At 41.9% G+C, this 22,414-nt stretch carries 14 protein-coding genes; 12 read left to right on the forward strand and 2 right to left on the reverse strand.

From position 1 onward, the window contains the following. Positions 1 to 37: 37 nt before the first annotated feature. From tmk to N4597_RS02860, 12 genes are all read left to right on the forward strand, one after another. Positions 38 to 682 (forward strand): dTMP kinase, encoded by a 645-nt coding sequence (tmk, locus tag N4597_RS02805; RefSeq protein ID WP_260904520.1) that lies wholly within the window; start codon positions 38 to 40, stop codon positions 680 to 682. A 13-nt stretch (positions 683 to 695) separates the two neighbouring features. After that, a complete protein-coding gene (locus N4597_RS02810) occupies positions 696 to 1,025 on the forward strand; it encodes a cyclic-di-AMP receptor (protein ID WP_050611653.1) in 330 nt (109 codons plus the stop codon). A gap of 9 nt (positions 1,026 to 1,034) precedes the next feature. Then, positions 1,035 to 2,030, forward strand: a complete 996-nt coding sequence (holB, locus tag N4597_RS02815; protein WP_202021785.1) for a DNA polymerase III subunit delta' — start codon at positions 1,035 to 1,037, stop codon at positions 2,028 to 2,030. 11 nt (positions 2,031 to 2,041) lie between these two features. Continuing rightward, on the forward strand, positions 2,042 to 2,374 hold the full coding sequence (locus tag N4597_RS02820) for a DNA replication initiation control protein YabA (protein ID WP_050611651.1): 333 nt from the start codon (positions 2,042 to 2,044) through the stop codon (positions 2,372 to 2,374). Further along, positions 2,374 to 3,258 (forward strand): 16S rRNA (cytidine(1402)-2'-O)-methyltransferase, encoded by an 885-nt coding sequence (gene rsmI, locus N4597_RS02825; protein ID WP_260904521.1) that lies wholly within the window; start codon positions 2,374 to 2,376, stop codon positions 3,256 to 3,258. Before N4597_RS02820 ends, rsmI begins: the two co-directional genes overlap by 1 nt. A gap of 11 nt (positions 3,259 to 3,269) precedes the next feature. Beyond that, positions 3,270 to 3,998, forward strand: coding sequence for an acyl-[acyl-carrier-protein] thioesterase (locus N4597_RS02830; RefSeq protein ID WP_167589159.1), 729 nt, complete (start codon positions 3,270 to 3,272; stop codon positions 3,996 to 3,998). 518 nt (positions 3,999 to 4,516) lie between these two features. Beyond that, positions 4,517 to 11,239, forward strand: a complete 6,723-nt coding sequence (locus N4597_RS02835) for a MucBP domain-containing protein (protein WP_260904523.1) — start codon at positions 4,517 to 4,519, stop codon at positions 11,237 to 11,239. 595 nt (positions 11,240 to 11,834) lie between these two features. Beyond that, positions 11,835 to 12,236, forward strand: coding sequence for a YSIRK-type signal peptide-containing protein (locus N4597_RS02840; RefSeq protein WP_260904526.1), 402 nt, complete (start codon positions 11,835 to 11,837; stop codon positions 12,234 to 12,236). Positions 12,237 to 12,278: 42 nt separating this feature from the next. Further along, positions 12,279 to 16,142, forward strand: coding sequence for a MucBP domain-containing protein (locus N4597_RS02845; RefSeq protein WP_260904530.1), 3,864 nt, complete (start codon positions 12,279 to 12,281; stop codon positions 16,140 to 16,142). A gap of 199 nt (positions 16,143 to 16,341) precedes the next feature. Continuing rightward, positions 16,342 to 17,367 carry a helix-turn-helix domain-containing protein gene (locus N4597_RS02850; RefSeq protein ID WP_260904531.1) on the forward strand — a complete coding sequence of 342 codons (1,026 nt, stop codon included), beginning with the start codon at positions 16,342 to 16,344 and terminating at the stop codon, positions 17,365 to 17,367. A gap of 103 nt (positions 17,368 to 17,470) precedes the next feature. Continuing rightward, a complete protein-coding gene (locus N4597_RS02855) occupies positions 17,471 to 17,617 on the forward strand; it encodes a hypothetical protein (protein ID WP_156313899.1) in 147 nt (48 codons plus the stop codon). Positions 17,618 to 17,642: 25 nt separating this feature from the next. After that, positions 17,643 to 18,329, forward strand: coding sequence for a PD-(D/E)XK nuclease family transposase (locus N4597_RS02860; RefSeq protein ID WP_260904532.1), 687 nt, complete (start codon positions 17,643 to 17,645; stop codon positions 18,327 to 18,329). 66 nt (positions 18,330 to 18,395) lie between these two features. On the opposite strand, the gene N4597_RS02865 is transcribed toward N4597_RS02860, so the two are convergent. After that, complete coding sequence (locus tag N4597_RS02865; RefSeq protein ID WP_260904533.1) at positions 18,396 to 21,035, reverse strand: HAD-IC family P-type ATPase; 2,640 nt, start codon at positions 21,033 to 21,035, stop codon at positions 18,396 to 18,398. A gap of 284 nt (positions 21,036 to 21,319) precedes the next feature. Continuing rightward, positions 21,320 to 22,297 carry an asparaginase gene (locus N4597_RS02870; protein WP_056976167.1) on the reverse strand — a complete coding sequence of 326 codons (978 nt, stop codon included), beginning with the start codon at positions 22,295 to 22,297 and terminating at the stop codon, positions 21,320 to 21,322. Positions 22,298 to 22,414 lie beyond the last annotated feature (117 nt).

The raw sequence follows: 22,414 nt of genomic DNA on the forward strand, positions 1-22,414 counted from the left end.
TGTTTTTTAATAAAAACTTTGACGGTGGTGGAAAAAAGTGACTGGTTTTTTAGTAACATTTGAAGGAACGGATGGTTCGGGCAAGACGAGCGTTATTAACGGGCTAACAGAGCAGTTAGAGCAGTTAGGCTACCAAGACCGCTGCCTTGTAACTCGCGAACCAGGTGGAAATAAAATTTCGGAGGCAATCCGGCATATCTTATTAGACGAAGAATACGAAGGGATGGACCCTAAAACGGAGGTCTTATTATACGCTGCGGCTAGGAGGCAACATTTGGTTCAAACCGTGTTACCTGCGCTTAAAGCTGGTAAAATTGTATTATGTGATCGCTATGTTGAGAGTTCTTTGGTCTACCAAGGAGTGGGACGCAAGGTGGGAATTGAGCCTGTACTTGCAATTAACAACTTTGCGACCGATGAATTAAAAGCAGATTTGACCTTTGTATTAGATATTGATCCTGAAGTGGGGTTAAAGCGGATTGCCAATAACCGCTTAGATGAGGTTAACCGGATGGACAAGGAGCGCTTGGAATTTTATCAAGCCATCAGAAGAGCCTACCTTAAACTAGTAGCTAAAGAGCCACACCGGTTAGTAGCGATTGATGCCAACCAAGAGTTAGCCCAGGTTCAAAGTGATGTTTGGCAAGTTTTTGAAAGTAAAATTTTAGCAACCAACAATTAGTGGGGTGGTCAACATGAAATTAATTATTGCAATTGTCCAAGACAAAGACAGTAGTAAGTTAAGCAATGCTTTAGTTGAAGCGGACATTCGGGCAACTAAACTCTCGACAACCGGCGGTTTTTTACGAGCTGGGAATACCACCTTTTTAATCGGGGTGGAAGAAGATAAGATTGAAACGGTACTGGCGATTATCAAAGAATCTTCCCAAAAGCGGGAACAATACATGGCGCCACCAATTAACCTTGATTCGCCAATGGAAGCAACCCATACTTATCCAATTGAGGTGCAAGTTGGGGGCGCGACTGTGTTCGTCTTACCAGTCGATAGTTTTTATCATTTTTAAGGACGGAAGATGGAAGTAGAAGTAAGAAAAACGCAAACCCAATTAGTAGAGCACTTTACTAAGCTGGTGGCTAAACAACAGCTAGTGCATGCTTATTTATTTTCCGGGCCAGCCGGAGTCGGTAAGATGCAGCTGGCTTTGTATGTGGCCCAAGCGGTTTTTTGCCAGCAAAAGGAGGCAGGCAAGCCCTGTCTTAAGTGCCCAGAGTGTCGGCGGATTGCGGAAAATAACCACCCGGATGTGGTCCGAATTATTCCCGAGGGCTTGTCGATAAAAGTTGAACAGATTCGCTACCTTAAGACCGAGTTTTCTAAAAGTGGGGTTGAAGGTAAGCAAAAAATCTTTATTATCCAAGATGCTGATAAGATGACGGTTGGGGCTGCCAATAGTTTACTAAAGTTCTTGGAAGAACCTAGTGGTCAGGTGACAGCCTTCTTACTGACTAGTCATCTAAACCAAATTCTACCCACCATTATTTCCCGCTGTCAGTTAGTAGAGCTGTCGGCGTTGACGGTTAAACAACTGACAGCCAAGTTGGTAGAACAAGGACTGCCGCCAGACAAAGCACAGTTACTCGCGCACTTAACGGGCGACTTAAAGCTGGCTAAGCAATTAGCGGAGGACGATGCCTTTAACCAAGTCATTCAGAGCGTGTGGGAATGGTACCGCCTCATCTTAAAAAACGATTTACAGGCATTTGTACTTGTGCAAACTAAGTTAATGACTTATGCTGAAACTAGGGCCGAACAAGAAGTGTTGTTGCAGCTATTGGTATTGATTGTTAGGGATGCCATGTTATTGCATTATCAGCGCGATGATGAAGTGGCATTTAGCATGTACAAAACAGAATTGAGTCAACAAATTCTGCCATTAAGCGCGACTAAGTTGGTAGCGGCAATGGAACTGGTGTTAAAGTCCTGGCCCGAAATGGCGCTTAATGTTGCTTTTCAAAATATTTTAGAAGAATTAACCTTGAATTTGTGTAATTGTTACCATCAGCGATAAGGGGTGATTTTGTGGATAAACGTGAGATTTATGACAGTTTTGAAAAAATGGAACAACAAACCCGCACTGTCAGTGAGATGTTAAGTAAGATAAAGGAAGAACTTACTCAAGTTTTGGAAAAAAATGCGGAATTAGAAATTGAAAATCAACACTTACGCGAACGCCTGCAAGAAATAGAACTGCCCCAACATAAAGAGGAACCGGGCTTATCTAAATCACGCCAAAACTTAGAAAAACTCTATAAGGAAGGATTTCATGTCTGCAATGATATGTATGGTTCACGGCGGGTTAACGATGAACCATGTATTTTTTGCCAGGATGTGATTTACGGTGAAAGGCATTAATGTTGATTGAAAGGACAAGTAGCTTTAAAGGGGTAACCACTAGTGGCCGCTTATACCTAGTACCGACACCTATCGGTAACCTAGGTGATATGTCTCCCCGGGCGGTAACGACCCTTCAAGAAGTGGATTTAATTGCGGCCGAAGATACCCGTAACACAGCTAAATTATTAAATTATTTCGAGATTAAAACGCCCCAAATCAGCTTTCACGAACATAATACCGTGGAGCGGATTCCGTTGTTGGTAGATAAGCTACTGGCAGGGCAAAATCTCGCTCAAGTTAGTGATGCGGGGATGCCGTCAATTAGTGATCCAGGCCAAGAACTAGTCAAGGCTTGTATAGAAAAGCAAATTCCGGTTGTACCCTTACCTGGGCCTAATGCCGCTTTGACCGCCTTAATTGCTTCGGGAATTACCCCCCAGCCCTTTACCTTTTATGGGTTCTTGCCCCGTAAAAACAAGGACCTAAAGGCAGAACTAGCGACGTTAGCTAATGAGCGCTATACCTTGATTTTTTATGAAGCACCGCACCGCTTGAAAAAGACCCTTAAGGCATTACTCGAGGCCTTCGGTGGGGATCGTCAGGTTGTTTTATGCCGGGAGTTAACTAAGCAGTACGAGGAATTCTTACGGGGGGATTTACAAGCTGCTTATGATTTTAGCTCTACCGAGGAAGTTCGGGGGGAATTTGTCTTAATTGTTGCGGGTAATTCGATGCCTAACCAAGCTGAGCAAGTAGAACAAGACACAAATTTAAGTTTAAAGGCACAGGTAGAAGCATTGGTGGCAACTGGTTTGAAGCCCAACGCCGCCATCAAAGAGGTTGCTAAACGCAATAACTTAAAAAAACAGGTTGTCTATAACGACTACCATGAAATTGATTAGGGGTGAACTAAGTGGCACAAGAGTTTAGTGAACAACACCGGGTTGTTTATTACGACACTGAGGTAACCGGGGAAATGGGAATCGGTAAGCTAGTCGATATGATGATGCTAGCTTCAGAAGATCACAGCGACTCAGTTGGGGTTACCACCCAAAAAGTCTTGGGTTTAGGTCTAGGCTGGGTAATTACCCAACACCTATTAGAAGTTAAACGACTGCCCAAGACCAATGAAGTGGTCACGGTAAGCACCAAGGCAGCCAGTTATAATCCGTATTTTTGTTACCGGGACTTTTGGGTAGAGGCAGCTGATGGTGAAATGTTAGCCAAGATGCACACGGTCTTCGTCTTAATGGATCAAGCCAAGCGCAAGATTACCCGGATTTTACCCGAATTAGTAGCTCCATTTGAATCGGAATACACTAAGAAAATTGAGCGCAATCCCCTACCTATGGCCCCTAAACAACCAACTGCGAGCCATGATTATGGGGTCCGCTTTATGGATATTGACAGTAACCACCACGTCAATAACGTTCACTACTTTGACTGGATGCTAGACGTTTTGGGAGCTGACTTCCTAACTAGTCACCGGCTCAAAAAGATGAACATTCAATATAAACAAGAGGTTCGTTATGGTCAGGTAGCTACCAGTGAGGTAGAAATAGCAGACCTAACTAGCTACCATCAAATTAAGGTCGGGCAAGACCTCTCCTGCGTAGCCCAATGTGAATGGGACTTACGTTAATAAGTAAGTAATAATCGGTTTATCTAAGTAGATAGACCGATTTTTTTATAAAAATGGGTCAAAGTCTAAAAAGTGTCTCTTTTTCAAATTATATTTTGATTAAAAATACAAGGTATATACAAGTTATTTTACCTAAGATAAAGTGTTTATAAATGAAGGTTTTGGAAAATGATATTTTTTTAATTTTACGAAAAAGAATACAAGTTGGATAGATTTTGGACAATTTTTATTGCAGTCTTGACTTGTCTTAGTTATAATAACAACTGTTGTTAGGTTATATAGCTTGTTTGCTTTTATGAGGGTAAAAGTGACGGCTAATTAGGATTTTTCTAAATAAGAGTAGTAACTACTCTATGCATTAGTAACAATTTAATCGTATAAGGTGAATAAGACCAAGCAACTCCTATTACTCATCTATTACAATTGAATCAAGCTGATACATAGGGTCTTTTTTCACGCTTATTTTAATATTTTTATTATTAATTTGATAAGTTATTTATTATTGAGGTTTAGAAGGGATGGAAAGTATGTTTAGGGATAAGTCAAATAAGGACTTAAAGTTTGCGATTAGGAAAAAGAAAAACGGTGGCGGCGCGGCCTCCTTTATCATCGGCAGTGTTGTGCTTGGTGGGTTAATGGTTTCGGGCATCACTAATGCCAGTGCTGATACAACCACTACGCCAGACAGCACTTCAGCTAGCACAACTAGTGCGGCGAGTTCAAGTGCAACTGATAAAAACGAGGTTACTTTAAATAGCACTGCGACCCCAGCAACCGCCAGCTCAGAAGAAACTAGTGCAGCCGAAACGACGACTGCTGCGCCAGCTAGCGAAGTAACACCTGATTCAAGTGTAGCTACGACTGCAACTGATACTAGCGCTTCTTCGGCTACCGCTACTTCAGAAGAAGCCCCAGTTGAAGAAGGGAAAGTGGTTGTTAAGTACGTTGATGAAAGTGGTAACCAAGTGGGGATGCCTAAATTGTTGGCAGGCAACGTTGGTGAAAGCTATGACACCACCGCCGTTGAATTACCATCTGGTTATGCTCTAGCCGGTAGCACGAGCGTTGAAAATGCTACGGGTACATATACTAAGGACCCAATTACTGTAACTTACACAGTTAAAAAGATTTCTAATACTGAAGCGGCTACACAAGCCTTAGATAGGGTGGCAGCTGTTTCGGCTGACCAATTAGCGACTAACAAGGTTTCAATCAGTAACGTCCACTTTAATAAGAGTGTGGTTAAAGAATCACAGGGCTTAGACATTGACTATGCTTACGACTGGACAGGTAAAGGCTTAGTCAAGGGTGATACCCTAGTTTCTGAAATGCCAGCTGCATTCACTTCCATCACCAAGTTAGTAGAAACGCCATTTTATTCCGGCAACGATGAAATTGGGGTCTTAGTGTTAGATTATACTAACCACAAGATTTACACCCGTTTTACCGGGGAAATGGACCCTAACAAGATTTACAACGGTAGCATCAACATTGCTACTTTCGTAGACCGTAATCACTTCAAAGAAGTTGAAAATGATGAAATGGTTCAGTTACAAATGCCAGATGGGACAACGGTTGAACGGCCACTGCACGTTACTTTTGACGCAGCAGTAAATAGTCCGCAATTAACCTTAGTGTCTGTTTATGCTAACGAATCAAAGGATAATCCAGACAAATCAATGGATGTTAAGTGGGCTACAACGATTAACAAGGCTGGGATTGACTTAAACGAAGCCGTGGTTTACCTAAGTCCAGATACGGTTTTAGGAATCAACCCAGAGTTTACCAAGAAAGTCTATGACCGTGAAGGAAATCTAATTGGGGATCCAAGTTCCTCATACAAGGCTATCAACCCCGAATACGATGGTAACGCTTTATATAAAATCAATAAGGATAGTATTGAGGTTTATGAGGCTAACATCCATGACAGTATGGGCTACGAAGTCACTAAGAAGTTAGTAGCCGGAACGGACTATAAGCTTGTTGAAGATAGCTCCAGCCCCAATGCCTATGTAATCGAATTTATCGGAGATTATGTTAAGACTAACAAGTCCTTTGTGATTACTTACGATGGGCGGGTAGCTGATAGTAGCAGTGACCGGGTAGCTATTAACCAAGCGGTAACTGATTCTCTCCTAGCTTACTACGAAGGTCCATATAATAAATATACAAAAATGTATGATGCTCCTTTCAATGCCACTTGGAATGAAGCTGCAATTACGGTTAACAATTCATCCGTTAAAGGTGGAGCTCAAGACATTACTGGGTCCGTAACTGTAGTTCACATTGACGCAAGTACGGGGAAAGTCTTGAAGACTGAAGACTATGCCAAGACTACGGATGGTCAAGTTGCTCATGACGCTAAGCAAGGTACGGGCTACGTTACTGCCCCAGAAGAATTTGCCGGCTACAAGTACACAACGATGGGCTACCAATCTGCCCCAGCGGAAGGAATTGTTAAGCAAGGAATCCAACGGGTGGTTTACCTCTACGTTCCAGCCGACAAGAAGGGATCAGTTGACGTTGTTCACAAGACCACAGACGGTCAAATTTTGGCTGACGTTAAACCGGTGGTGACAGACGTTAACGTTGGGACTGCCTATGACACTGAAAAAGGTAACTTTAACGGTTATCACTTTGTTGGCATGGCTGAAGATTCAGCAGCTGCTGACGGAGTAGTTTCAGAAGGAATCAAGCACGTTATCTACCTTTACGAAAAGGACGTTACTCCAGAAGTGAAGAAAGGTAACGTAGATGTAACATATGTTGCCGAAGACGGTACGGTTCTAGAAGCAACTAGTGACGTAGTTAAGGACGGGGAAATTGGTTCAAACTACGAAACAAGCGAAAAAACTTTTGATGGTTACCACTTCGTGCGGATGGGTGAATTCTCAGCCGACAAGACTGGTCAAGTAGAAGAAGGAACTAAACACGTTGTTTATGTTTACGCTAAGGACCCAGAAGAAAAGAAGGGCTCCGTAGATGTTAAGTACATCACTACTGATGGCAAAGTGCTTGAAGATGTAGCTTCAGTTAAGGATAACGCTCCAGTCGGTGAAGATTATACAACTGAAGAAAAGAGCTTCGATGGTTACCACTTTATTGGGATGGACAAGACTTCTGATCCAGCAACAGGTGTAGTAGCGGAAGGTACCAAGCACGTAATCTACGTTTACGAAAAGGACGTTACTCCAGAAGTGAAGAAAGGTAACGTAGATGTAACATATGTTGCGGAAGATGGCAAAGTTTTAGAAGCAACTAGTGACGTAGTTAAGGACGGGGAAATTGGTTCAAACTACGAAACGACAGAAAAGAGCTTCGAAGGTTATCACTTTGTACGGATGGGTGAATTCTCAGCCGACAAGACTGGCCAAGTAGAAGAAGGAACTAAACACGTTGTTTATGTTTACGCTAAGGACCCAGAAGAAAAGAAGGGCTCCGTAGATGTTAAGTACATCACTACTGATGGCAAAGTGCTTGAAGATGTAGCTTCAGTTAAGGATAACGCTCCAGTCGGTGAAGATTATACAACTGAAGAAAAGAGCTTCGATGGTTACCACTTTATTGGGATGGACAAGACTTCTGATCCAGCAACAGGTGTAGTAGCGGAAGGTACCAAGCACGTAATCTACGTTTACGAAAAGGACGTTACTCCAGAAGTGAAGAAAGGTAACGTAGATGTAACATATGTTGCCGAAGACGGTACGGTTCTAGAAGCAACTAGTGACGTAGTTAAGGACGGGGAAATTGGTTCAAACTACGAAACGACAGAAAAGAGCTTCGAAGGTTATCACTTTGTACGGATGGGTGAATTCTCAGCCGACAAGACTGGCCAAGTAGAAGAAGGCACTAAACACGTTATTTATGTTTACGCTAAGGACCCAGAAGAAAAGAAGGGCTCCGTAGATGTTAAGTACATCACTACTGATGGCAAAGTGCTTGAAGATGTAAGCTCAGTTAAGGACAACGCCCCAGTCGGCGAAGACTACACAACTGAAGAAAAGAGCTTCGATGGTTACCACTTTGTAGGGATGGATAAGACTTCTGATCCAGCAACAGGTGTAGTAGCGGAAGGCATTAAGCATGTCATCTATGTTTACGAAAAGGATGTTACTCCAGAAGTAAAGAAGGGTAACGTTGACGTAACATACTTGGCTGAAGACGGTACAGTTTTAGAAGCAACTAGTGACGTAGTTAAGGACGGAGAAATCGGCTCAAACTACGAAACAACTCAAAAGAGCTTTGACGGTTACCACTTCGTGCGGATGGGTGAATTCTCAGCTGACGCTACAGGTAATGTAGAAGAAGGCACTAAACACGTTGTTTATGTTTACGCAAAGAACCCAGAAACACCAGCAGAAAAGAAGGGTAACGTAGATGTTAAGTACATCACTAAGGATGGCAAAGTGCTTGAAGATGTAGCTTCAGTTAAGGATAACGCCCCAGTCGGCGAAGACTACACAACTGAAGAAAAGAGCTTCGATGGTTACCACTTTGTAGGGATGGATAAGAGTTCTGATCCAGCAACAGGTGTAGTAGCGGAAGGTACAAAGCACGTTATCTATGTTTACGAAAAGGATGTTACCCCAGAAGTGAAGAATGGTAATGTTGACGTAACATATGTTGCGGAAGATGGCAAAGTTTTAGAAGCAACTAGTGACGTAGTTAAGGACGGGGAAATTGGTTCAAACTACGAAACGACAGAAAAGAGCTTCGACGGCTACCACTTTGTGCGGATGGGTGAATTCTCAGCCGACGCAACAGGTAATGTAGAAGAAGGAACTAAGCACGTTGTTTACGTATATGCTAAGAACCCAGAAACACCAGTAGAAAAGAAGGGCTCCGTGGACGTTAAGTACATCACTAAGGATGGCGAAGTGCTTGAAGATGTAACTTCAGTTAAGGACAACGCCCCAGTCGGTGAAGACTACACGACCGAAGAAAAGAGCTTCGATGGATATCACTTTGTAGGGATGGATAAGAGCTCAGATCCAGCTACTGGATTAGTAGCAGAAGGCACAAAGCACGTCATCTATGTTTACGAAAAAGATGTTACCCCAGAAGTGAAGAAGGGTAACGTTGACGTAACATACTTGGCCGAAGATGGTACTGTCTTAGAAGCAACTAGTGACGTAGTTAAGGACGGAGAAGTTGGATCAAACTACGCTACCGAAGAAAAGAGTTTCGAAGGTTACCACTTTGTACGGATGGGTGAATTCTCAGCTGATGCAACAGGTAAGGTAGAAGAAGGAACTAAGCATGTTGTTTACGTATATGCTAAGAACCCGGTAACACCAGAAGTGAAGAAGGGCTCCGTGGACGTTAAGTACATCACTAAGGATGGTGAAGTACTTGAAGATGTAAGCTCAATTAAGGACAACGCTCCAATTGGTGAAGACTACACAACTGAAGAAAAGAGCTTTGACGGTTATCACTTTGTAGGGATGGACAAGACTTCTGACCCAGCAACAGGTGTAGTAGCGGAAGGCACCAAGCATGTCATCTATGTTTACGAAAAGGATGTTACCCCAGAAGTGAAGAAGGGTAATGTTGACGTTAAGTACATCACTAAGGATGGCGAAGTACTTGAAGATGTAGCTTCAGTTAAGGATAACGCTCCAGTCGGTGAAGATTATACAACTGAAGAAAAGAGCTTCGATGGTTACCACTTTGTAGGGATGGATAAGACTTCTGATCCAGCTACCGGTTTAGTTGCAGAAGGCACCAAGCATGTCATCTACGTTTACGAAAAGGATGTTACTCCAGAAGTAAAGAAGGGTAACGTAGACGTAACATATGTTGCGGAAGATGGCAAAGTTTTAGAAACAACTAGTGACGTAGTTAAGGACGGAGAAATCGGCTCAAACTACGAAACAACTCAAAAGAGCTTTGACGGTTACCACTTCGTGCGGATGGGAGAATTCTCAGCCGACAAGACTGGTCAAGTAGCAGAAGGCACTAAACACGTTGTTTATGTTTACGCAAAGAACCCAGAAACACCAGAAGTAGAAAAGGGTTCAGTAGATGTAGTTTACGTAGATGAACAAGGTAATGTCTTACCAGGCGGTGAATTAGCAAGCATTAAGAAGGATGCCCCAGTTGGTGAATCCTATACTACTGACCAAAAGACCTTTGAAGGTTACACATTTAACCGGATGGGGACTGGTTCGGCAGATGCTGAGGGTAAGGTAACTGAAGGTGTTCAACATGTCGTTTATGTTTACACTAAGAATCCAGAAGTAACACGTGGAACAGTAACTGTAACTTACGTAGATAAGAACGGTAACCCACTGCCAGGCGGTGAAAAGACAACCGTTAAGAACGACGTGCCGGTTAGAGAAGACTACACGACAGAAGAAAAGACTTTTGACGGTTACCACTTCGTAGGGATGGATAAGAATTCTAATCCTTTCGAAGGTAAAGTAACAGAAGGTACTAAGAACGTTATCTATGTCTACGAAAAAGATCCTGTGAAGAAGGGGTCAGTGGATGTTAAGTACGTAACTGTAGATGGTGAAGTACTTAGCGACACTACTCCAGTAGTTACTGACGTAGAAGTAGGAACAGACTACAGTACACTTCAACTAGACTTCAACGGCTATAAGTTCGTGAAAATGGCAGAAGGTTCTGCGCAAGCAAACGGCCAAGTAGTTGAAGGGAACCAACATGTTGTTTATGTTTACACACGTCTAATCAATACCTTACCAAGTAAGGATGAAGAAACACCAACTCCAACAGAAGCGAAGAAAGGTTCAGTAGACGTTAAGTATGTAACAACTGATGGGACTGTCTTGCAAGATGTAACTTCTGTTAAAGAAAATGCCGAAGTTGGTACAAACTACGAAACAACGGCATTAGAATTTGCCGGCTACAAATTAGTTGGTGTGGCAAAAGATTCTGACAGTACTTCTGGTCAAGTGACTGAAGGTGCTAAGCACGTCGTTTACGTTTACGAAAAAGTAACGCCAGTCTTAACTGATAAGCACGAAGATAAAGAAACACCAAGTACTTCAACTCAAACAGAGCAAAAACCAGTTAAGGAAGCACCAGCAACTCCAGTTGCAGCTAAGTTAGTAACTAAGAAGCAAGTAGCTTCAAAACAAGCAGACACTAACAAGCAAGCCTTACCACAAACAGGTGAAACTCAATCTGAAACTAATGCAACTGTTTTAGGAGCATTGGCATTAGGATTAGCTGGTATCTTTGGTTTAGGTGCTAAGAAGAAAGAAGATAGAGACTAATTGAATAGATGATGTCTTAAGTAGGATTTAAGCTAGTAAAGTGGCTTAAATCCTACTTTTTTATATTTGTAATCAAAATGTAATATTTTTAGCGAAAATCTGTCTAGGCAAGTGTTGAAAAAGTGGAAAATACTTTTATATAAACCTAAAAAAACTTATCTATTTTTTGAAACGTTTACATAGCGCAAAATCAATATTTCTAAGTGTTTTTTAAGCAGAAATACTTAGACAGTAAATTTTTTGACTTGTATAGATAACTTGTCTGTTTTTCTACAAACATAGCTAGACAAGTTGCTGATTCTTTACCTTTAAAAAGTAAGGATTTCGTATTTTTAAACATTTTATAAACGATTATAAAAGGATTTACTTGTTGATTTTACGGTTTTTAAAATAATAGACTTTAACAACAATTACCATTCACATATATTGATATTAAAAGTTGAAAAAGCTTACTTACACATGTACAATGACCTTGTTGATAAGTTAAATTAGATAGTTAATTAGGTATCGCCGAAAAAACTTTAAGAACAGTTCTGCAGAGTGTGCTACGGGACTTTTAATTTAATGATTAGGGTATATATTGAAAGGAATGAATATGATGTTTAGGGACGAGTCAGAAAAGCAGTTGAAATATGCTATCAGGAAAAAGAAAACAGGTGGGGGTGCAGCCTCATTTGTAATCGGCAGTGTTATCTTTGGTGGGATGATGTTGGGGACTATGACCGCTAATGCTGACACGGTAGCTACTAATGATACTAGTAACGATGCTGTTACTAACCAAACGGGGACAGATTCTACAGCTGACGCAACGACTACTTTAAAAGCTACAACTACCCCGGTGGCAACTGCTAGTTCGGAAGGTAACTTAGAAAGCACAGCTGCTGCTGCAACTGACGAAAACACAACCAGTACGAAGCCAGTGAATACAGCTACAACTAGTGAGGCTACTAGTAAGGTAGAGACTGCAAGTTCAACGAGTGAGGTAGCTTCAAGTTAAGCCGATAGCACAAGCACCGCAAGTGAAGAAGCTTCGAGTGCGGTGGCTAATACTAACGATAAATTACAAGCCAGTGAAACAAGCACCCCACAAGCAAGTGGGACTGATTTGACTAGGAGAGCAATCGCCGCTGAAAATACCGAGACTAACGTAAATAACAAAGTTAATATTACCAATGTGACTTTCAATAAAGATGAAGTAGTAGAGTCTGAAGGAACTGATATTAACATCTCCTTTGATTGGGAAGCCCAAGGGTTACATAAGGGAGACACTATGGTTGTGCCAATGTTTGAGGGGTTTGACTCTATTACTAAGGAAGTTAAATACAACTTTAGTAGCGATTCACTTTCAAATATGGGGACTTTAGTTTTAAACTACAATGAACATAAGATTTACGTTGAATACACTGGCGACATTGATCCTAATAAGATTTATCGGGGAACAATGAATATTGGGACTTTTGTAAGTAGAAATTATTTCAAAAATGAAAAAAATGAGGCACAAATTAATATTCCGCTTCCTGATGGAACCAGTATTAGCAAAACTTTAAAGGTTAACTTTGACCAGGCTAAGGAATGGGATGATGCCTATGCGGCAGCTATCAATGAGACTTTGTCAGAGGATAAGACCCGTGCTGATGTTAGTTGGGTTGTAGAAGTTAACCCTAAAAAGAAGGCAATGCAATCAACGGCGGTTTATATCACTCCTGACAATATCGATGATGTAAAACCATTTTATGTTGATGGTAAGTTACAGTCAGCAAGTATTTACTATACTTCAGCACAAAATCCGTACACTTTAGATCCTGATTCAATTATGGTTTATGAGGCAAACATTACTCCAAGTTTAGGTTATACTAAGGGAAAGAAACTGGTCTTAGGTACTGATTATGAAATCTTGCGTGGAGCATATGATGCCAATACTAGGAGTCAGAAAGATAATGTGTGGATTGTCCGTTTCAAAGGAAAGTATGACGTAATCAACGGTGATCAATTTGTAATTGAGTATAATACTCACTATGATAATTTGGACCCAACTCTTGAGTCCACTACTGGTGACCGAGCAGTAGCGATTGGTACTGACGTTGAAGCCAATAATTTGATTAGATATTTTGATCCAAATAATTCAGTAATGAACTTTAAGGGCGGGATTATTTATGCCAAGGTTAGACTAATTGATTCTAGTATGACTAGTGTAGAAGGTGAAAACATCACTGGGTCTGTCATCGTGGCTCATATTAATGGAAAAACTGGTGAATACTTAAAACCGGAAGCATATGTTATTAATGGGGGTACTACTCTAAAAGACGTAAAGCAGGGTACACCTTATACAACTAGCCCAGAAACTTTTGATGGTTTTACTTTTACAAGGATGGGATATGATTCAGCTCCTGCAACTGGGACAGTCAATAACTCCGTACAAAGAGTAGTTTATGTTTACATGCCCGATGAATTAAAGGGTTCTGTAGACGTTAAGTACGTAGACCGTACAACTGGTGAAGTATTGCCATTTGCTGATGCAGCTTTAACAACAGTTAAAGATAATGCTCCAGCGGGAGAAAAATACGACACAGATAAGAAAGACTTTGCCGGCTATACTTTTGTTGGGATGACTGAAGACTCAGCTGCGGCTGATGGCAACGTTGAAGCAAATAAGACCTTACACGTAATCTACGCTTACGACAAGAACCCAGAACCAGTAGTGGAAAAAGGCTCGGTTGATGTAGTTTATGTGGATGAACAAGGCAATGTTTTACCAGGTGGTGAATTAACAGATGTTAAGACGGATGCCCCAGTTGGCGAAAAATACACCACTGAACAAAAGGCCTTTGATGGTTACACATTCAAGCGGATGGGTACAGGTTCAGCTAAAGCCAATGGTGAAGTCACTAAGGGTGTTCAACACGTAATCTATGTCTACACTAAGGACGAAATACCAGAAGTGAAGAAAGGTAACGTGGACGTAACCTATGTAACTGAAGACGGCAAGACTTTGAAGGCAACCGAATTAGTCTTCAAGGACGCACAAGCAGTAGGTACTGATTACAAGACTGAACAAAAAGAATTCACAGGTTACCACTTTGTGCGGATGGGTGAATTCTCAGCTACTAGAAATGGTAAAGTAACCGAAAACCTTCAACACGTCGTTTACGTATATGTTGCGGACCCAGTAGAAAAGAAGGGTTCGGTAGATGTTAAGTACGTAGACCGTGCAACTGGTGAAGTATTACCATTTGCTGATGCAGCTTTAACAACAGTTAAAGATAATGCTCCGGCGGGAGAAAAATACAACACAGATAAGAAAGACTTTGCCGGCTATACTTTTGTTGGGATGACTGAAGATTCAGCTGCAGCTGATGGTAACGTTGAAGCAAATAAGACTTTACACGTAATCTACGCTTACGATAAGAACCCAGAACCAGTAGTGGAAAAAGGCTCGGTTGATGTAGTTTATGTGGATGAACAAGGTAATGTTTTACCAGGTGGTGAATTAACAGACGTTAAGAAAGACGCGCCAGTCGGCGAAAAATACACTACTGAACAAAAGGCCTTTGATGGTTACACGTTCAAGCGGATGGGTACAGGTTCAGCTAAAGCTAATGGTGAAGTCACTAAGGGTGTTCAACACGTAATTTATGTTTACACTAAGAACCCAGAAGCACCAAAGACAGGTTCAGTAGACGTTAAGTTTGTTGATAAGACAACTGGCGAAATGATTACAGGTACTAGTGTTGAAACTGTTAAGGACGGCGCTCCAGTGGGTGAAGGTTACTTCACCACACCAAAGGACTTAACTAAGCAAGGTTATCAATACGTAGGTGTTCGTGAAGGTTCAGATGACCCAGCCGGATTAGTCGCAGAAGGCACTAAGCACGTCGTTTACGAATATGAAAAGATTCCAGCACCAATCGTGAAGAAGGGTTCGGTAACGGTAACGTACGTAGACAAAGATGGCAATCCACTCCCAGGTGGTGAGGAAACCACAGTCAAGCATGACGTTCCAGTTGGCGAAGACTACACAACGGAAGAAAAAGACTTCCCAGGCTACCACTTCGTAGGGATGGACAAGACCTCAGACCCAGCTAATGGTAAGGTAACAGAAGGAACTAAGCACGTAATCTACATCTACGAAAAGAATCCAACTCCAACGGTAGCAACTGATAAAGAGGAAGAACAAAAGGGTTCAGTAACGGTAACGTACGTAGACAAAGATGGCAATCCACTCCCAGGTGGTGAGAAAACCACAGTCAAGCATGACGTTCCAGTTGGCGAAGACTACACAACGGAAGAAAAAGACTTCCCAGGTTACCACTTCGTAGGGATGGACAAGACCTCAGACCCAGCTAACGGTAAGGTAACAGAAGGGACTAAACATGTAATCTACGTCTACGAAAAGGACCCAACCCCAACGGTAGCAACTGATAAGTCCGAAGAAAAGAAGGGCTCAGTTGATGTTAAATACGTTGATACTGAGGGGAATGTTCTTGAAGGACCTAACTCAGTAGTTAAGGATGGGTTAGTAGGTAGTGACTACAATACTAGTGGCAAGACATTTGCTGGCTACAAACTAATCGGGATGGAATTAGGCTCAGCAAGTGCTAATGGCAAGGTAATTGAAGGTACGCTTCATGTTATCTACCTCTACCAAAAGGTAACGGCTGATGTACCTACAACACCAACAGCTACTTCTGAAACTCCAACTGTAAATAAGGTTCAACCAAGTGTGACTGCAAGTGTTACTCCATCTGCGGCTCAAACTAAGCTTGAAAAGCAAAGTGCTACTCAAGAAGCTTTACCACAAACTGGTGAGACTAAGCAAAATTCATCCATGTTAGGTGTAATTGCTTTAGGGTTAGCAGGTATGTTAGGATTAGGTTTCAAAAAAGAAGAAAAAGAGAACAAGTAATTAAGCTTAGAAGCTAAGTTGCCTCTCGAAAAGACAGACTTTAATTAAAGGTCTGTCTTTTTTTTGTGCTTAAAAAATCATGAGAAAAAATTCACCGAAAATTTAGCTAAAAAAAGAATTAATTGGGCAAGTTTTTGCGAATCATATATATAGAGGGGTAACTTTACCCACAATCAAAACTAAAACGAGGAATCTAGATATGACTAAGATTTTAAAACGAGAAGCCGATTATCCAATTACAATTCCAGCCAAGGTCCGCTTTGACTTGCGCTTAACTGCTAACGAGAAATTACTTTATGGGGAATTATATACTTTTGGTGGGATGGCAGGAACTTTTACGGTTTCCAACCAGCGCTTAGCAGCTTTATACCACGTGACGGTCAGGTCAATTTCAGCTTGGCTCAATAAGTTGGCTAAGTGTGGTTACATTGAACTTGCCAATTCTTTGGATAAAAACGAGCGGATTATCAGCTTTGTACCAGGAGTTGATCCGTTGGATAGGGATGGCTACCTTTATGATGAAGTAGCAGGGCGTAAAGAAGTAGTTGAAGCCGTGGCGGAACCATGTGATAAGTATGATTACACGGTTGATACTAAGGTTGATCCGGAAGTGATTGAAGCAGAGATGACCGAACGGTTTGGAGCCATACCTGACCATGTGACACCAGAACAAAGAGAACAGTTATTGATGGTAAGGGAGTCGCTTTATTACAAGCTCCATTCAAAGAATAGGCAACCTTATAATCAAATCCAAAATGTAGAATTGCGCCGGTCTATGTTCATTGATAGTGAAGTTAAAAAGGAATTCGACAAGTTAAAGAATCAAGGAGTTAAATTGACCATGGATGAAGAATACGTGGTAATAGACAAAGTGACTGCGAGAGCAACTAAACAATTTAATCAAGAACATGGCATTAATTGTGAGAAGGAAACTTCTATGGAAGAAAATTTCTACCCCCTAGAGAAGAAATCTTCTAGGGTAGAAGCAAACTTCCAGCAAGAAGATAATTTCCAGGGGTTAGAAAATGCTGATAATACTAGGGTAGAAGAAAATTTCATGGGGAAGAATACTTCTAGGGTAGAAAATAATTTCCAGTCTAAGTTAGATAATATTAATTCAATAGTGGATAAGATTATTGTCGGCTTCGCCGACATAATTAAAAATATAAATAAACTAAGTGATTTAAGAACTACTAAGAATTTAATTTCTAATCAATCGGCGTAAGCCGATTAATAATAACCACTCTTTAAGTAAAGTGGAATATCTAGGCTAGAAGAAATTTTCGTAGGTAGGACAGGAAAAATTTTTCCACTGGGGAGGAAGTAAAATGCAAGCAGCAGAAAAGTGGGCGCAAGCAACAATTACAGACAATATTATTTTTGGGTGGATTTTTAGTGAGCATCCAGAGTTGTTGGAAAAATTACTAAAGATTTGCTTGCCTGGCTTTAAAGTCAGGCAAAATAGTGAGGGTTAATCGAGAAGAGGTTACGAAAAAAGATTTGGTTTATTATGGTCCTAGGTTTGATATTTACGCCGAAGATGAGTTTGGCACGATTTATGATTTAGAAATGCAAAATAGTGATAAAGGCGATTTAGCAGAACGGATGTCAATGTATCAAGCGAGCCTGGAACGTGATGCACTCTTAGCAGGTGAGGATTTTAGGAAGAGGCGGCGGACGGTAGTAATTTTTATCTGTAATTTTGATGCATTCAAGAAAAGGTTGGCTGCTTATTACATCGGTTCTAAGGTACTCAACTGTTTAGAGCTTAAATTTGACAACAAAGAAACAAATGCTATAGTAAATTTAAAAGGTGAGTTAAGTGCTGAAAATACTGCCAGACAGGCACTTAATGCGTATTTTACAAAGCAAATTGTAAGTGATGAGTTTACAGCGCAAATAGATCAAGCCGTGCGAGCATTAAAGCAAGATTCGAAAAGGGGTGCAATCTACATGGAAGCAAAAGAATGGGTAGCAAGAGAAGTAGCGCGCGTTCGAACAGACAGTCTTGAGAAAGGCCGTGAGGATGGTATGAACCTCGCTTTGACGATAATGGCTACTATCCCTAAGCTAATAGCAGCTAATAAAACTCATGAAGAAATAATAACCACCTTAGTGACTAAGTACAACATAGATCAGGCCCAGGCGGAAAGCTATTATGAGCAAGTGATGGCGCTTAGGGCCTAATAAGTAGATTAGTAGTGAAAAACCCTCTTTTCTTGTACCTAAGCAAGAAAAGAGGGTTAAGCTAGATTAACGGTGAGATTTTAAAAATTTTTTTAGTTCAGCTAGGAGAAGAATTAGGGCTGAAAAGCCGCCAATTACACTCCATTCGAGTAGAGATAAGGCTGTAACCTTAAAGGCTGTCTGCATAAAGGGCACGTAAGTTAAGAAGAGTTGGAAAGCTAACATGAGGGCGATGATTGCCCAGGCAGGTTTATTTTCTAAACTAGCCTTGCTGAAAGCTGGTTTGGGGGTTCTAATACTAAAGAAGTAGCAAATTTTACTAATGACAATCGTATTGACAACCATGGTGGAAGCACTAAGTTCACTAACTCCTAGTCGTAAGAACCATTCGTAGCCAATTAAGGCGAAGATAGCCATTAGACTGGAAACAAAGGCAATCTGCCATAAATCGGCCTTGGAAAACATTTTTTGAGTTCGTGAACGAGGGGGCTGATTCATTAGCCCACTTTCTGCTTGCTCAAAAACAAAGGCAAATTGAATGGTGATGGCAGAAACAAGGTTAATCCATAACAGTTGTGCTGGTTGGAGGGGAACTTCTTGGCCGGTTAGTATCGAAAAGGCAACGATTAGTCCTTCGGCAAAGGAGGTCGGAAGTAAGAAGAGAATACTCTTCTTGATATTGGTGTAAATTTTGCGGCCTTCCTTGATAACCGTGGCCATTGTAGCAAAGTTGTCGTCTGCCAAAATCATATCGGCTGCATCCTTGGCAACGTCGGTTCCCTTGATTCCCATTGCAATACCGATGTCTGCCTTTTTTAGGGCGGGGGCATCATTGATTCCGTCGCCCGTCATTGCGGTTACTTGGCCTTGCTCTTGCAGGGCCGAAATAATCTCTAATTTATTTTGAGGAGTCGTTCGTGCGAACACTTGGTGGTCTAAGGCAGCTTGTTGTTTTTCTTCTTGGGAAAGGCAGTCCCACTCGGCTCCCGTGAGGGCTTTGATTTTGCCTGGTGCTAGCCCCAATTGTTGTCCAATCGCTTGAGCCGTTTTGGGGTGGTCACCAGTAATCATCTTCACGGCCACTCCGGCTTGATTCATTTTTTTAAGGGCGGTGACTACTTCTGGGCGCGGAGGATCTTGTAAGGCAGCCAAGCCTAACCAGGTAATTCCGGCTGCAAGCTGCTCATGGGTAACCTGTTTTTGCTTAGTAACTGACTTGTAGCCCAGGGCGATAACCCGTTTGCCTTTTTGGGACCAGGCGTTAGCACGTTTGGTCCACAGTGCTTGGTCAAAGTTTGAATTGCCTTTTTGCGCCATGGGAATTAGTTTGTCGGGGGAGCCCTTAACGAAAATCAGCTGTTCTTTTTGAGAATTTTCAACCAGGCGGGCGATGTAACGGTAATCCGAGTCAAACGGCAATAAATCTAGGCTGTGGTAAGTAGGAGCTGAGCTTTTTAACTTATGGTAAAGGGTTAAAAAGGCCCCGTCAGTTGCTTCCCCATTAATCGTCCAGCCGGATTCAGTTTGCTTGAGGATGGTGTCGTTGGCCTGGTAACCAGCTGCCAGCAGTAATTCCAAATTAGGGGTAAGTTGCGCTTTTGTTCCAGCGTGCAGAAGTTGTCCCTCTGGAGCGTAACCACTACCAGTTACTTGATACTGATTATCATCAACCCACAGGTCGGTAACGGTCATTTCATTTTTAGTTAGGGTCCCCGTTTTATCGGTGGCAATGACGTTAACTGAGCCTAAGGTTTCAACGGCCGGCATGGACTTAATGATGGTTTTTTGCTCTTTAGCGAGTTTGCTAACCCCAAAGGCCAGGATAACTGAAGTTGTAGCGGGCAGTCCTTCCGGGATGGCCCCCACAAGCATTGCCACTACGGCCAAGGCTAGGGCAGGGAGCGAGTAGATTTTCAGCATCAACCCGATGACAAAAACCACTAGGGAAATAATAATTGAGAGGTAGGAGACTACTTTACCTACCCCATCAATTTCTTTGATAAGTGGGGTTTTACTACTTTTAATTTGGGCTACTTCTTGAGAAATCTGCCCGATTTCGGTTTCATTAGCCGTAGCGACTACAATGCCAAGGCCACTCCCGGTGATGACGGAGGTTGAGGCAAAGGCCATGTTAGTTCGCTCCGCTAGGGGGACATTATTTGCGCTTAAAGCTAGCGGTGTTTTAGTAACCGCGGTTGTTTCACCAGTTAGACTGGCCTCTTCAATGCGCAAATTGTCTGCTTCCACAATCCTTAAGTCAGCGGGAACGTTGTCACCAGCTTCTAAGAAGACAACGTCACCTTTGACTAAGTCGCTGGCAGCAACGTCTTGACGGGTGTGGTCACGATAAACCGTTGCATTTTGGGCTAGCAGTTCCTTAATTTTAGCTAAGGCGTTAGCGGCGCTGGTTTCTTGAAAGTAACCGATTAGAGAGTTGATGATGACCACTGCTAAAATCACCACGGCATCGGTGTAATGGCCAATCATTAGGGTCAGCAAAGATGATAGGAGGAGAATATAAATTACGATGTTGTTAAATTGGCGTAAGAATATTTTCCACTTAGGTGTTTGTTTGCTTACTAACACGTTAGGACCATCAGCGGTTAATTTACTGTGAGCTTGGGCAGAAGTCAAGCCGGCCCTGAAATTTTCTTGCTCATAGTTAGTAGCTAGTTGCTTGATATCGACTTGGTAAATTTTTTTCATTAGTGAGTTCAACCTTTCAAAATTTAATCAGTGTGACAGTCAATTAGGTGAACTCACTCACGTTGAGAATAAAAACAAAGTTTAGGATTCGTTTTTAATTTAGACAACCTCTCTTTCTAAGTAATTTAACTAAATTAATTGTAGCATCTTTTTTTAAAAACGAATGGTATTTATAACTTTTTTAAAAGATAGTTAAGGATAAATTAACTAAGTTACTTAGCAAAAAAAGTAACAGCGCTGAAAGCCAAATGGTTTCAACGCTGTTAAAATTAGTTATTAAGTTTTTAGCTAACTGCATCACTAACGAAGTGCTTTAAGGCACTGCCAGCTAAGCCGGCGCTTAATCCGACTAACAGTTTAATTCGGGCTTTTTGACCGTTAAGACCGTGACAGAAGGTAACGCCTAGCTTCTTTAGCTGAACGCCACCCCCTTCGTAGTCATAAACGTCCTGGGCGACTCCGTTAAAGCAACGGGACACTAGGACGACCGGAATGTTTTGGTCTAACAATTTTTGGAGGCTAGGTAAGACCTTAGGCGGAAGGTTACCGGCACCTAAGGCCTCAATTACAACCCCCTTGGTGGTGGCTTGGCTTGCTAAAAAGTCTAAGAAATCAGGCTCCATTCCGGCGTAGGCCTTGACTAAAAAGACTTGTTCACAGACATGGTCAATCGGCAGGGCAGTGTGGCGGAGGAGTTGTTCGAAGAAACGCACCTTGTGCTTAAAGACTAGTCCGATTGGCCCAAAAGTAGGGGTTCTAAAAGTGGCCACGTTAGTTGTGTGGGTCTTAGTAACGTAGCGGGCGGTATGAATTTCATCGTTCATAACCACTAAGACACCCTTGCCCACCGCCTCGTCACTGGCTGCAGTTAGGATAGCCGTTTGGAAGTTATGGAGGCCGTCGGAACCAATTTCGTTAGCTGAACGCATTGCCCCAGTTACAACCACGGGAATGTCGCTCGTAACGGTTAAATCGAGGAAGTAAGCTGTTTCTTCTAAGGTATCCGTTCCGTGAGTAATGACTACCCCAAAGAAGTTGTTGTTAGCCGCGTCGTTAATTCTTTGAGCAAGGCTAAGCATTTCTTTAGGACTCATGTGGGGTGAGGGAAGGTTAAAGGGATTTTCAACCACCAAGTCTAATTGGTCGGTGAAGGCTTCGCTAAATTTATTAAGGGGATTTTCTGCTCCAGGAGCAACGGCACCATGTTCATCTTCTGACATGGCAATGGTACCGCCAGTGTGTAAAACTAAGATTTTTTTCACAAAAAATTCCGCCCTTTCTTAATGGATTTTCATAAACAAAATTATACTCAGAAACTGAATGATTGTCGATGAAAATTGTCATTTTTGCCGGTACAAACTTAATGCTAAGTATGTTAA

It is taken from the genome of Ligilactobacillus agilis (genome assembly GCF_025311475.1).
Taxonomy (GTDB): Bacteria; Bacillota; Bacilli; order Lactobacillales; family Lactobacillaceae; genus Ligilactobacillus; species Ligilactobacillus agilis.